Here is a 12,732-nt window from a genome sequence, read left to right as displayed (position 1 = left end):
GGCATGGGGGCCGGCGCCTGCGCGGCCGGTACCGCTGTCGGCGCCGGAGCCGGCTGGGCGGGCTGCGGAGCCGCAGGGGCGCCGCTTCCCGCGGACGCGGCCGTGGGCCAGCCGCCCGGTCGCGGAGCCGCCTCCTGAGCGGCGGCCGGGGGCGCGGGGGCGGCCGCGGGTGCCGGACCGCTGCCCGGTGCGGAAGCCGTCGGCCAGCCCCCGGGCCGCCGCTCACCGGCCGCAGCGGCGGAAGCGGGAGCTGGAGCAGGAGCGGGAGCGGGAGGGGCGGCCGCCGGGGGTGCCTGTGGTGCCGCCTGCGGGGGCTGGGACTGAGACTGGGGCTCGGTCTGGGCGACCGCGTCCGGAGCCTGGCCGGTCTGTGGCGCCCCGGAGCCTCGCACCGCCGCGCGCGCGGCGGCAGGACCGCCCCCCGAAGGCACGGCCGGCCCGGGCATGGCGGCTCCGGGCTGCTGCTGCACGCCCGCGTGGGCCTCGGGCCCGGGTGCGTACGCCATCGCGGGAGCCGCGCCCTGGCCGCCGCCCGCCATGAAGTTGCCGCCGCGCTCAAGGCGGTCGAGCCGGGCCATGACGGAACGCTCGTCGTCGTACGCCGCAGGAAGCAGCACGCGCGCGCAGATCAGCTCGAGCTGCAGCCGGGGCGAGGTCGCCCCCCGCATCTCCGTGAGCCCCTCGTTCACGAGGTCCGCGGCGCGGCTCAGCTCGGCGCCTCCGAAGACGCCCGCCTGGGCCTGCATCCGCTCGACGACGTCGGCGGGGGCGTCGATGAGCCCCTTCTCGGCGGCGTCCGGGACGGCGGCGAGGATCACCAGGTCGCGCAGCCGCTCCAGGAGGTCGGCGACGAAGCGCCGCGGGTCGTTGCCGCCCTCGATGACGCGGTCGACGACCTCGAAGGCCGCGGCCCCGTCCCCGGAGGCGAACGCCTCGACCACGGAGTCGAGCAGCGACCCGTCGGTGTACCCGAGGAGGGACGTCGCCATGGCGTACGTCACACAGTCCGATGCCGCCGAGGCGAGCAGCTGGTCCATGACGGACATCGAGTCACGCACGGAACCGGCGCCGGCCCGCACGACCAGCGGCAGCACACCGTCCTCGACTGCCATCTGCTCGCGGCCGCAGACCTCCGCCAGATACTCCCGCAGGGTCCCCGGGGGCACGAGGCGGAAGGGGTAGTGGTGCGTACGCGACCGGATCGTGCCGATGACCTTCTCGGGCTCGGTGGTCGCGAAGATGAACTTGAGGTGCTCCGGCGGCTCCTCGACCACCTTCAGCAGGGCGTTGAAGCCCGCCGAGGTGACCATGTGCGCCTCGTCGATGATGTAGATCTTGTAGCGGCTGCTCGCCGGGCCGAAGAAGGCCTTCTCTCGCAGGTCACGGGCGTCGTCCACGCCTCCGTGCGAAGCGGCGTCGATCTCGATGACGTCGATCGAACCCGGGCCGTTCCGCGCCAGGTCCTGGCAGGACTGGCACTCGCCGCAGGGCGTGGGGGTGGGGCCTTGCTCACAGTTGAGGCAGCGGGCCAGGATGCGCGCGCTCGTCGTCTTGCCGCAGCCGCGCGGGCCACTGAACAGGTAGGCGTGATTGACCCGGTTGTTTCGCAGCGCCTGCTGCAGCGGGTCGGTTACATGCTCCTGCCCGATGACCTCGGCGAACGACTCCGGGCGATAACGGCGGTACAGCGCGAGAGACGACACGCATACGAGGTTATAGGCGACCACTGACAACCCGGACCGCCCCAACGCAAAGCGCCCCCCACGCACCCGCCAGAGCCAACCTACCCTTGCTGCCTTCCGGCCCTGGGGGAGTTCAGTCAGATAGCGCCACGTGAGGGGCTGGCCCCCACAGTAGCTGATCCCCCGGCCCGGAAGCGAAGCCGGTCCCGACCGGTGACGGCTCCGGAGACGATCACGACGACGACCTCGGGATCGTGTTCGCGAGCACTCCCCAACGTCTTGTATTGTTTGCGGCGGAGGATTCGCCTAGTGGCCTAGGGCGCACGCTTGGAAAGCGTGTTGGGGGCAACCCCTCACGAGTTCGAATCTCGTATCCTCCGCACTCGCCCACTTGGGCAGACGAAAGTCCCGACCGCACAGCGGTCGGGACTTTCGTCGTTCTCTCGGTGTTGAGCCACCAGCCGACGGGCTACGTTGGCCCTTTCCAGGTCCTGGGTCCAACGGGAGGATGCTCCGTGGCCGTCGCCCTGTACGACGCCGTCGTCCTCGCAAGGAAGAACGAGCGGCATGGTGAGCGGCTGCGTGCCCGCAGGAAGAAGCTCGACCGGCACATCGCCCAGGAGAGTTCCTTCCAGGAGGAACGCCGACGGGCCGTCCACGAGCAGGCCCTGATGCCCTTCACCGCCGCCTTTCAACGCCTGAAGCGGGTGGATCTGGCCGAACTGGAATCGGTGGAACCTGTCGGCCGCTCGGTGGTCGATGTCGAACTGCGGGAGCTGCGGCAGGTCGCCGTGGCCGCCGTCGGCGCGCTGGCAGGCGGCGCGGTCACCGGCGCCGGCGTCAGCGCCGCCGCCTATCTGGCCGTCGGCACCTTCGCAACGGCCTCCACCGGAACTGCCATCTCCAGCTTGTCCGGTGCCGCTGCCGGCAGCGCCACCCTCGCCTGGCTGGGCGGCGGCTCGCTCGCCGCAGGCGGCGGCGGAGTCGCTGCGGGGACGGCCGTACTTGCCCTGACGTTCACACTCCCCGCACTCGTCGTGACCGGCGCCCTCCTCGAATGGCGGGGCCGCGGCGCCAGGCGCGACCAGCAAGAAATCGCCGAGGAGCTGGACCTCGCGGAGACGGAGCTGACCGAGGCCCGGCGCACCTTGTCCGAGGTGTTCCGGCGCAGCAGGGAGCTCCGCCTTGTGCTGCGCGAGCTGAGCACAGCCGTACAGGAGCGGCTGGTGGCCTTCGTCGCACTGGTTGACGGCGACGACGACTACGGCTCGTACGACGCGCGGCAGCGCGCCCAGGTCAAGGAGATGTTCGATCTCGTCTGTCTTACCGTCACGGTGATGGGCGCCGCACCTGCCGGGGAGGACGGCCGCGTCAGCGAGCTGTCCGCCCACGCCGTCACGAACGCCAGAGCACGGCTGCGTGAACTGGCCCCGGCCGCGTGAGCCGTACGGGCCTTCCCGGCGCTGCCGACCAAGCCGCCTGGACCGTGGCAGACGCGGCGACGCGACGGCTCGCCGCCGCCACCGTTGAAACGCTGAGCACGCGGGAGACCGTGGAACGGCTGGCCCAGCGGTACGCGAACCACGGCAACGCCCAGCGCGCGGGCCATCTCTTCGAGCTGCGGCACGCGCTCTCGTTCAACCAGCGAGCGATCCGCTCGGGCGCCCCGTTCCGGGCCGTGGTCACCGAATGGGCGGCGGACGGCTCGCAGACCGCCGCCGCCGATCTCCACCTGCTCGACCGGGGCAGGCTCGTGGGCCGGGTACAGGCCAAACTGATGGGCCGGGCTCCCGCGACCCCCCATGCCGTGGCCCGGCCGCAGTACGACGGGATGGCTCGGTTGGTGGCGGGCGACCGGGTCGCGGCGGTGGACAGCCTGTTGGAGCGTCGGCTCACGATGGCGCCCGAGGGCGTGCGGTTCGCCGACTACGCCGATGCCCGGGCCCATCTGACGGACCGGCTCGAGTACGGCGGGGTCTCCTCTGCTCCGGTGGACCTCGACGACGCCCATCGCTCGGCCCTCGACCCCGTGCGCTGGGCCAGGGGCGAGGCGGTGCGGGCCGCGGGAGCCGAGGCGCTGGCCGCCGGAGCCTTCGGGGCAGCGGTGGGCGGCCTGGTCTCCGGGGCCACGTCGGCCGCCGAGCAGTTGGCACGGGTCCGGGCGAATGACACCTCCGCTGCTGCCGCCGCGCTCACCGCGACCGCCGCCGCGGCCCAGGGCGCGGTGCGCTCGGGGAGCGTGGCCGGGCTCAGTTCCCTGGTACGCAGTGCCGCCAGGGCCGGAAGACTGCCGTCCGTGCTCGGTGGCGGGGAGCTGGCCTTCGCCACCGCCGGAGCCGCGTACGCCGTGGCGGAGGCGGGGCTCGAACTGGCACGGGGCCGGATCGACGCAGGTGAGTTCGCCGCTCGGAGCAGCACCGCAACGCTCGGCACGAGCCTGGCCTGGGCCTGCGGGGCGTTCGCCCAGACGGTGGTACCCGTCCCTGTCGTAGGGGCACTGGTGGGCGGACTCGTGGGCCAGGCGGCGGGCACACTGATCGTCCAGGGCCTGCAGAGCGCCCTGGTGGCGGCACGCAGCCACGGCGAGACCGACACGCGGACCATCGAACGGGAGCTGCTCACGGCAGCCCTGACCACCGGTTTGCTGGGTTCGGCCGCTGCCCGCCTCGGCCGGGCTACGCACGCCACCGCCGTGGTGTTGCCGCACCTGACAGACGTACGCGAACGCATGGGCCAGTCCGACCCGACGACGGCCCTGACCGCTCTCTCCGCCTTGACGGGCCAGGTAGCGGGGCGCCCGATCTTCACGTCCCAGGACGAGTTCGATACGTGGATATCGGCCGACGACAGCCCGCTCGTTCTCGACCCCAACTGGTGAACGCGTTCGAAGGGCCCCACCGTTCGCGGTGGGGCCCTTCTACGTTCTTCGCGCCCAGGTCAGCGGTCCGGCTCGATGTTCTGGTTCGCGTGGAAGAGGTTGGTCGGGTCGTAGGCGTTCTTGATGCCCGTGAGCCGGGCGTAGTGGTCGCGGTAGGTGGCCTTCACGCGGTCCTGGCTCTCGCCCTCGCCGATGAAGTTCACGTAGGCGCCGCCCATCGAGTGCGGGTGCAGCTCGTCCCAGTAGTCGACGCACCACTGTCTGATCGTCTCCGCGTTCGCCGGGTCGGGGTCGACGCCGCCGATGATTCCGGACCAGACCGCGTCGCGGTACGACCACGCGGTGTCCTCCGGGTCGACGCGGGCGGCGGCGGCGTCCACGGGGTAGAGGTGCATGGTCGACAGGTCGGTGGGGAGGTTCTCGGCGTACTTGGCGTGCACGTCGACGGCGTCGTCGGTGATCCGGTCGAAGAAGTCGCCGCGCCAGTACCACTGCAGGCCGGTGGGGATCAGCTCGTCGAACATGCTCTGCAGCGCCGGGTACGGCATCGGTGCCGTGAAGTGGAAGATCGGCTTGCCCGGTTCCTGCACGGCGGCGAGGGCCGCGTCGGCGTCCTCCGGGTCGCCGAGCCAGCACCACACGACGCCGCACATCCGTTGGCCATGGATCTCCTCCGGGAACGGCGGGGCGGGCGGCACGGCGAGCGCGGCGAAGAAGCCGTTCAGGTCCTCGGGCGCCTGGGGCAGGAAGTCGCGGTACCAGCGCAGCACCTCGCGGGTCTGGTCGGCCGGCCACAAGGTCACCGCCACGACCACGTCGCCCACCGGGTGCAGGCGGAAGCGGAACGACGTGACGATGCCGAAGTTTCCGCCGCCGCCGCGCAGGGCCCAGAACAGGTCGGGGTGCTGCGACTCGCTCGCGACGACGAAGCTGCCGTCGGCGAGCACGACGTCCGCGGCGACGAGGTTGTCGATCGTCAGGCCGTACTTGCGGGTGAGGTGGCCGTGGCCGCCGCCGAGGGTGAGGCCGCCGACGCCGGTCGTCGACATGATTCCGGCGGGGGTGGCGAGGCCGAAGGCGTGGGCCGCGTGGTCGAGGTCGCCGAGCTGGCTGCCGCCGCCCACGCGGGCCGTCCGCGCGACGGGGTCGACGCGGGCCCAGCGCATGGGCGACAGGTCGATGGTGACGGCGTCGTCGACCTCGCAGAGCCCCGCGCCGCTGTGGCCGCCGCCCCGGACGGCGAGCTCGAGCTCGCGGTCGCGGATGAAGTCGACGGCGGCCATCACGTCCGCCGCGTCCGAGCAGCGCACGATGGCGGCCGGATACCTGTCGATCATCGCGTTGTAGATCTTGCGGGCTTCGTCGTACGCGGGGTCCTGCGCGGCGATGACCGGGCCGCGCAGAGCACTTCTCATGTCGTCGAGGATGGTGCCGTCCATGACGGTCGCTCCTTGCCGATACGCCGATACGCCGATACGCGGACCGCTGCCCCACCCGGGCTCGTGCGCCGGCGTCCTGGCGCCCCCCGTCAGCCGCAGAGCTGACCTCTCCAGCATCCCGCCGGGCGGCGGGGCCCGCAATTCGCGCGGGGCCCGCCACCGTCGGGGCGGCTCTCATCCGGAGTCGCAGACAGCTCTCATCCAGCTTCTTCGTCGATGAAGAAGCTGTCGTGCTTGAGGAGGAAATCCCCGAACTCCTTGCCGCCCCGCTGCGCCATCTCCGCCACCTTCTCGAAGTACTCCTCGCGCGGGGCGCCCGGCGAGAAGAGCATGATCATGGAGGCGGGGTCGTCGCTGTCATTCTTGAAGGCGTGCAGTCCGCCGACCGGCACATAGAGGAAGTCACCCGCGCCCGCGGTGATCCAGCGGTCGCCGTCGTAGAGCTGGACGTGGCCGGACAGGATGAAGAAGGACTCCGAGATCGACTTGTGGAAGTGAGTGCTCGGGCCCGGGGACTTGGGGCCCATGTCCACCTTGTAGAGGCCGAATTCGCCGCCGGTGGAGGCATGGGTCGCGAGGTAGTGCGTGCGATCGCCGCCGGGGCCGACCAGCTCGGGCTCCTGGTCGGCCGGCCTGAACACCGCGTTGACTTCGCCTTTTTCACCGAGGTAGCGCGGTTCCGGATAGGACATCTTCGGCTCCTCTCCTTCGTTCTTCGTTCGTGAAACGTGCCGTTGCAGTAGGACAACGCAAGGATCCCAGGCCGGAGTTAAGCTGTGCTGCATGCTTGATATCCGGCGTATGCAGGTGTTCAGGGCGGTCGTCACCAGTGGCTCCGTCACCGCCGCCGCACGGAACCTCGGGTACACGCCCTCCGCGGTCAGCCAGCAGATGGCCGCCCTCGAGAAGGAGGCGGGCATCGCCCTCCTTGAGCGGACCGGGCGCGGGGTGCGGCCCACGGACGCCGGGCGGCTGCTCACCGAGTACGCCGTCGCCATCGGCAAGCACGTCGCCGAGGCGGAGACCGCGCTCGCCGAGCTGCGGGCCGGGCGGACGGGGCGGGTCTCGATGCGGTACTTCACCACGGCGGGCACGGCCCTGGTGGCGCCCGCGATCGCCGCGCTGCGGCGTGAACAGCCGCGTGTGAAGGTCGAGTTGAAGCTGTCCGACCCGGACGATCCGATGCCGGAAGTGCAAGGCGGGCAGGCCGACATCGCGCTCGTGGTCCGGCCCGGCGGCCAACTCGACGTGGACGGCGTGCGGTTCATCCATCTTCTGGACGACCGGTACCACGCGGTGCTGCCCGCGGGGCACCGTCTCGCCGCCAAGCCCTTGCTCGAACTGACGGACCTCGCCGAGGAGCCGTGGGTCGCCAGCGAATCGCCGGGCCCCTGCCTCGACCCGATCCTCGAAGCCTGCGGCTCGGCCGGCTACAGCCCGGACTTCGTGGTGGAGAGCGGCGACTACGCGACGGCGCAGGGCTTCGTCGCCGCCGGTCTCGGCGTCAGCCTCGTCCCCCAACTCGGCCTGGACGGCCACCACTCCGGCGTGGCCGTACGCCCGGTCCACAACCCGGTGCCGGTCCGCTCGATCTACGCGGCGGTGCGCGGCGGCGCGCCGGACAGTCCCGCCCTGCGGGGACTTGTCGGCGCGCTGCGGGACGCGGTGGCTCAGCTGCGGCCCGCGGCGGAAGGGGCCGGTGCCGCGTAACACCGCACCGTGACGCTCCGCCGCGGGCCCCAGTGCTGCTCGCCCGTGCCGAGAAAGCGCCAGCCCGTACGTTCGTAGAGCGCGGTCGCCGAGGTGTCGGATGCGACGACGTCCAGGACCGGGTGGAGCGCCAGCTCCCCGGCCTCCGCCACCACCCGCTCCAGGAGCCGCGCGCCGATCCCGTGCCCACGGGCCTCCGGTGCGACGAAGAGCCGGCTGACCACGGCGGCCGCCTCCCCGCTCCCGCGCTTGCCCCACAGTTCGGGCGCCACATCGTCCGGCTCGCTGGGGCAGAGCACGATGTGCCCGGCGATCCGCCCGTCGAGCTCGGCGACCCAGGCACCGACGGGGTCGGCCGTGGCCAGCCAGTCGGCGGGCCGCTCCGGCCAGTCGGTCGGGTAGCCGTCGAGCGCGTGCACCTGGGCGAGCGCCCGCGCACAGGCATCGAGGTCGGAGGCGCGACGGGGACGGATGCGAAGGTCTCGGGCGGGACTCATCGACGTATGCAAGCACATGGGCCGCAGGCACACCGGGCGCGTAAAGTCGGAGGCGAACAGAGCCTGCATGACACGGGGGAGGCGGCCGCGAAGTGGTGGCGCCGGATGAGGCTGTGATCGGCTGTACCGGTGAACTCGTCATCGGCACCCGCGGATCCGCGGGGCCCGGCGAGGTCCTGGTGCGGATCCGAGGGGGTTCCGAGACGTTTCTCGCCTGGTCCGACGAGCCGCTGCCGCACGGCGCCGCCGTGCTCGTGATCGAGTCGCGGGGCAGCCGCCAGGTCGATGTCATCAAGTGGGCTGACCCATTGGACCCGTTGGATGCGTTGACCGGCGACGGCGCCGGCGACGCCAGTTGAGGAGAGTCGATCCATGTTCGGTTACCGCGTTCCCGCCCCTGACCAGGCGATGCTGATCTCGGGCGGCAGGCGAGGTCTCGGGGGTGCCCCGTTCCGGGTGGTGACAGGGCATGGCAAGTTCGTGCTGCCCGTCTTCCGCAAGACCCGCTTCCTCACCCTGTCGATGTGCGAGGCCGAGGTCGTCGAGAACTGCGTGACCCGGCAGGGCATCGCCCTGAGCGTGCGCGCCGTCATCGCGTTCAAGGTCGGCAACGACACGGAGAGCATCGTCAACGCGGGGCAGCGCTTCCTCTCCGACCAGGGGCAGATGTCCGTCCTGACCGGGCGTATCTTCGCCGGTCATCTCCGCTCCATCATCGGCTCCATGACCGTCGAGGAGATCGTCACGGAGCGGCAGAAGCTCGCCATCGAGGTCCTGGACACCTCGAAGTCGGAGATGGCGAAGATCGGCCTGCATGTGGACTCGCTGCAGATCCAGTCCATCGACGACGGCGACACGGGCTACATCGACGCGATGTCCGCCCCGCACAAGGCCGCCATCCAGCGCCAGGCCCTGATCGCCCAGGCGCAGGCCACCCAGGCCTCGTCCGAGGCCGAGCAGGAGGCGGCGCGGAACCAGGCCGAGTACGCGCGACAGACCGCGATCGTACAGGCCGAGTACTCCGCCGAGGTCGAGCGCGCCCAGGCCAAGGCCGCCCAGGCGGGCCCCCTCGCGGAGGCGCACGCCCAGCAGGAGGTGCTCGACGCGCGTACCGAACTGGCCGAGCGCGCCGCCCAGTTGCGCCAGCAGCAGCTGGTCGCCGAGGTGGTCAAGCCCGCGGAGGCGGACGCCGCGCGCATCAGGGTCCTCGCCCTCGCCGAGGCCGAGCGGATGAAGATCCAGGCGGAGGCGGCGGCTTCGTACGACCGTGTGGCGCTGGACCGGATGCTGATCGACCAGCTGCCGCTGATCGTGAAGGAGGCGGCGACGGGCCTCTCCGGCGCCAACGTCAACGTACTGAACGGGGCGGACGGGCTCGGCGAGATCGCGGCCGGACTCGTCGGGCAGGGCCTGACGATCCTGGAGTCGGTACGGAACAACCTGGGGACGCCGGCGGGAACGGGCTCGGACGCGGCTGAATCCGTCGACCTCAAGCGGTACTTGGGGGCGCCCGCGCAGCACCAGGACGCGGACGGCGGCGGCAAGAGCGACGGCCCGGTCGAGATCGAATAGCACGCTGTACGGCCAGTGGCCCGCCGCCGGGCTCGATCACGCACCCGGCGACGGGCCACTCGCGTAACTAGGACCCGCCAGCCGGAGGGGCACCAGCACCGCACCCGGCTGCGGGGGCGGGCGTGCGGAGCCGTTGTCCGCGGGAGATCATCGAGACATGGACGTGACTCTTCACCTGGCCCAGCAGCCGGACGCGGACGAGCTGCTCGGGCGCAGTCCGCTGGCGGCGCTCGTCGGCATGCTGCTCGACCAGCAGGTACCCATGGAGTGGGCGTTCTCGGGCCCGTACACGATCGCGCGGCGGCTCGGCGCGGATGATCTGGACGCGCACGAGATCGCGGCGTACGCCCCCGAGGCGTTCGCGGAGCTGCTCTCCACCAAGCCGGCGGTGCATCGCTATCCCGGGTCGATGGCCAAGCGGATCCAGCAGCTGTGCCAGTACCTGGTGGATCACTACGACGGTGAGGCCACCGCCGTGTGGGAAGGCGCCGCGAGCGGCAAGGACCTCCTCAAGCGCCTGAACGAACTCCCCGGCTTCGGGAAGCAGAAGGCGCAGATCTTCCTCGCTTTGCTGGGCAAGCAGTTGGGCGTACGTCCCACCGGCTGGCGGGAGGCGTCGGGCGCGTACGGCGAGGCGGACGCGTACCGCTCGGTCGCGGACATCACGGGCCCGGAGTCCCTCCAGAAGGTCCGCACCCACAAGCAGCAGCTCAAGGCCGCCGCGAAGGCCTCCGGCAAGTAACCGAACCCCCCGGGGGGCCTAGCGGCGGCGTTTCGCCGTGCCGAAGACCGAGCGGGAGATCTCTCTGCCGATCTGTGTCCCCAGGGAGCGCGCCAGCGACTTGAACATCCCGCTGCCGACCACCTGGTCCACCATCGATCCGGACTCCGGCTCCTTGGCCTGCTTCGGCTTCTGCTTCTGCTTCTGCTTCTCGGCAGGCTTCTCCGCGGGCTCCGCCGCCTTCTCCGCCGTCAGCCGCTCGAACGCCGACTCCCGGTCCACCGCCTCCGCGTACCGCCCGTACAGCGAAGACCCCTTCACCGCCGCCTCCAGCGTCTCCGGCGCCACCGGCCCCATCAGCGACTCCGGCGCCCGCAGCCGCGTCACCGCCACCGGCGTCGGCGCGCCCTTCTCGCTCAGTACGGTGATCACCGCCTCCCCCGTCCCCATCGAAGTCAGCGTCTCCTCGAGGTCGTACGCCGAATTCGGGAACGTCCGCACCGTCGCCTTCAGCGCCTTCTCGTCGTCCGGCGTGAACGCCCGCAGCGCGTGCTGGACGCGATTGCCCAGCTGGGCGAGGACGTCGCCGGGTACGTCCTTCGGGGTCTGCGTCACGAAGAAGACGCCGACGCCCTTCGAACGGATCAGCCGCACCGTCTGCGTGATGGATTCCAGGAACGCCTTCGAGGCCCCGCTGAACAGCAGGTGCGCCTCGTCGAAGAAGAAGACGAGCTTCGGCTTCTCGACATCACCCACCTCGGGCAGGTCGTTGTAGAGATCCGCGAGCAGCCACATCAGGAACGTCGAGAACAGCTGCGGCTTGTCCTGCACGGCGGGCAGTTCGAGGACCGACACGACGCCGCGCCCGTCCTCCGCCACCCGCAGGAACTCGCCCGTGTCGAACTCCGGCTCCCCGAAGAACTCCCCCATGCCCTGCGCCTCGAAGGCGGTGAGCGCCCGGAGAATGACCCCGGCCGTCACCGTCGACAGGCCGCCGATGCCCTTCAGTTCCGGCTTGCCCTCGTCGGAGGTCAGGAAGGTGACCACGGCCCGCAGATCCTTCAGGTCGACGAGTTCGAGGCCCTTCTGGTCGGCGTAGTGGAAGATCAGCCCGAGCGACTGCTCCTGGGTCTGGTTGAGCTGCAGCACCTTCGACAGGAGCACGGGCCCGAAGCTCGTGATCGTGGACCGCACCGGAATGCCGGTGCCGATCCCGCCGAGCGCGTAGAACTCGCTCGGGAAGGCCTTCGCCTCCCACGTCTGCCCCACTTCCCCCGCCCGCTCGACGACCTTCCCGCCGCCTTCGCCGGGCGCCGAGATCCCGGACACATCGCCTTTGATGTCGGCGAGGAACACCGGAACGCCCTGCGCGGCCAACTGCTCGGCGATGAGCTGGAGGGTCTTGGTCTTGCCGGTTCCGGTGGCACCGGCGACGAGCCCGTGCCGGTTGAGCATCGACAGCGGGATGCGGATCTGCGCGTCGGGAAGACACCGCCCGTCCCACAGGAGCGCGCCCAGATCGAGCGCGGGCCCGGCGAAGGCGTACCCGGAGACGATCTCCAGGGCCTCCTGGGGCAGGGCCTGGCCGGAAGCCACACCGGAGGCCCCACCGGAGGCCCCACCGGAAGTCCCACCGGAAGCCCCAGTTCCGGACGTCAGCCCCGTGACAGGCGAAGACTCGTTGGAGGGGTTCGCGACCCCCGTCGTGGACGGCATCGGCTGGCTGTCGCTCACTTCGGCCCCTGTTCCCGGCTTGAGTGTTCCCGGTTTGCACCGGTTTCCTGCGTCATTTCCCAGCGTCGCACTCCGTCTCCATGGCTGCGCCCGGAGAGCCTTGACCGGTAGGCTTTCCGTGTGATCTTCAAGCGCATCGGAAACGGCCGGCCGTACCCCGACCACGGCCGGGAAAGCACCCGGCAGTGGGCGGACGTCGCTCCGCGCCCGGTCCGCCTCGATCAGCTCGTGACGACCAAGGGCCAGCTGGACCTCGAGACGCTCCTCGCGGAGGACTCGACGTTCTACGGCGACCTCTTCGCGCACGTGGTGAAGTGGCAGGGCGACCTCTACCTGGAAGACGGACTGCACCGCGCGGTCCGCGCGGCACTCCAGCAGCGCCAGGTACTGCACGCCCGCGTGCTCGAGCTGGGCTGAGCCCCAGGGCCGAGCACCCGGCCGGGGTCCGCCACGGTCCCGTATTGACCCTTTCGGGTTGGCCTTGGCCCAAGTCAATGAT

At 71.2% G+C, this 12,732-nt stretch carries 12 protein-coding genes, 1 tRNA gene and 1 other RNA gene; 8 read left to right on the top strand and 6 right to left on the bottom strand.

The genetic code is table 11. The features are described 5' to 3' along the window. On the bottom strand, positions 1-1,703 hold a 1,703-nt coding region (locus E2651_RS14715), incomplete at its 3' end, for a DNA polymerase III subunit gamma and tau (RefSeq protein WP_135331563.1). A gap of 44 nt (positions 1,704-1,747) precedes the next feature. Then, an RNA gene (gene ffs, locus E2651_RS14710) (signal recognition particle sRNA small type) lies at positions 1,748-1,846 on the bottom strand. A gap of 131 nt (positions 1,847-1,977) precedes the next feature. Between ffs and E2651_RS14705 the strand changes: the two genes are divergently transcribed. From E2651_RS14705 to E2651_RS14695, 3 genes are all read left to right on the top strand, one after another. Then, a tRNA-Ser gene (locus E2651_RS14705) sits at positions 1,978-2,062 on the top strand. A gap of 135 nt (positions 2,063-2,197) precedes the next feature. Continuing rightward, complete coding sequence (locus E2651_RS14700) at positions 2,198-3,124, top strand: hypothetical protein (RefSeq protein ID WP_135331562.1); 927 nt, start codon at positions 2,198-2,200, stop codon at positions 3,122-3,124. After that, entirely contained in the window at positions 3,121-4,560 is a 1,440-nt protein-coding gene (locus E2651_RS14695; RefSeq protein WP_135331561.1) for a hypothetical protein, read from the top strand. The genes E2651_RS14700 and E2651_RS14695 overlap by 4 nt, the downstream gene beginning before the upstream one ends. Positions 4,561-4,619: 59 nt before the next feature. Here E2651_RS14695 and E2651_RS14690 read toward each other — a convergent pair whose 3' ends face one another. Next, positions 4,620-5,999 carry an FAD-binding oxidoreductase gene (locus E2651_RS14690; protein WP_135331560.1) on the bottom strand — a complete coding sequence of 460 codons (1,380 nt, stop codon included), beginning with the start codon at positions 5,997-5,999 and terminating at the stop codon, positions 4,620-4,622. Between the two features lie 197 nt (positions 6,000-6,196). Beyond that, positions 6,197-6,691 carry a cupin domain-containing protein gene (locus E2651_RS14685; protein ID WP_135331559.1) on the bottom strand — a complete coding sequence of 165 codons (495 nt, stop codon included), beginning with the start codon at positions 6,689-6,691 and terminating at the stop codon, positions 6,197-6,199. A 91-nt stretch (positions 6,692-6,782) separates the two neighbouring features. On the opposite strand from E2651_RS14685, the gene E2651_RS14680 reads away from it, so the two are divergent. Further along, positions 6,783-7,709 (top strand): LysR family transcriptional regulator, encoded by a 927-nt coding sequence (locus E2651_RS14680; protein WP_135331558.1) that lies wholly within the window; start codon positions 6,783-6,785, stop codon positions 7,707-7,709. Here E2651_RS14680 and E2651_RS14675 read toward each other — a convergent pair. Next, positions 7,670-8,206 carry a GNAT family N-acetyltransferase gene (locus E2651_RS14675; protein WP_135331557.1) on the bottom strand — a complete coding sequence of 179 codons (537 nt, stop codon included), beginning with the start codon at positions 8,204-8,206 and terminating at the stop codon, positions 7,670-7,672. The two genes, E2651_RS14680 and E2651_RS14675, sit on opposite strands and share 40 nt — an antisense overlap. Before the next feature lie 95 nt (positions 8,207-8,301). Here E2651_RS14675 and E2651_RS14670 point away from each other — a divergent pair, with 95 nt between their 5' ends. From E2651_RS14670 to E2651_RS14660, 3 genes are all read left to right on the top strand, one after another. Beyond that, positions 8,302-8,565 (top strand): hypothetical protein, encoded by a 264-nt coding sequence (locus E2651_RS14670; protein WP_135331568.1) that lies wholly within the window; start codon positions 8,302-8,304, stop codon positions 8,563-8,565. A gap of 13 nt (positions 8,566-8,578) precedes the next feature. Next, positions 8,579-9,778 carry an SPFH domain-containing protein gene (locus tag E2651_RS14665; protein WP_135331556.1) on the top strand — a complete coding sequence of 400 codons (1,200 nt, stop codon included), beginning with the start codon at positions 8,579-8,581 and terminating at the stop codon, positions 9,776-9,778. Positions 9,779-9,935: 157 nt separating this feature from the next. After that, positions 9,936-10,520 (top strand): HhH-GPD-type base excision DNA repair protein, encoded by a 585-nt coding sequence (locus tag E2651_RS14660; protein WP_135331555.1) that lies wholly within the window; start codon positions 9,936-9,938, stop codon positions 10,518-10,520. An 18-nt stretch (positions 10,521-10,538) separates the two neighbouring features. Here E2651_RS14660 and E2651_RS14655 read toward each other — a convergent pair whose 3' ends face one another. After that, on the bottom strand, positions 10,539-12,215 hold the full coding sequence (locus E2651_RS14655) for a helicase HerA-like domain-containing protein (protein ID WP_135331567.1): 1,677 nt from the start codon (positions 12,213-12,215) through the stop codon (positions 10,539-10,541). 138 nt (positions 12,216-12,353) lie between these two features. Between E2651_RS14655 and E2651_RS14650 the strand changes: the two genes are divergently transcribed. Beyond that, positions 12,354-12,650, top strand: a complete 297-nt coding sequence (locus tag E2651_RS14650) for a type II toxin-antitoxin system VapB family antitoxin (RefSeq protein ID WP_003955420.1) — start codon at positions 12,354-12,356, stop codon at positions 12,648-12,650. Positions 12,651-12,732 lie beyond the last annotated feature (82 nt).

This window comes from Streptomyces sp. MZ04, from assembly GCF_004684775.1.
Lineage (GTDB): Bacteria > Actinomycetota > Actinomycetes > Streptomycetales > Streptomycetaceae > Streptomyces.
The sequence above is the reverse complement of the archived record's forward strand: the minus strand, read 5'-3'. Positions and strand labels throughout refer to the sequence as shown.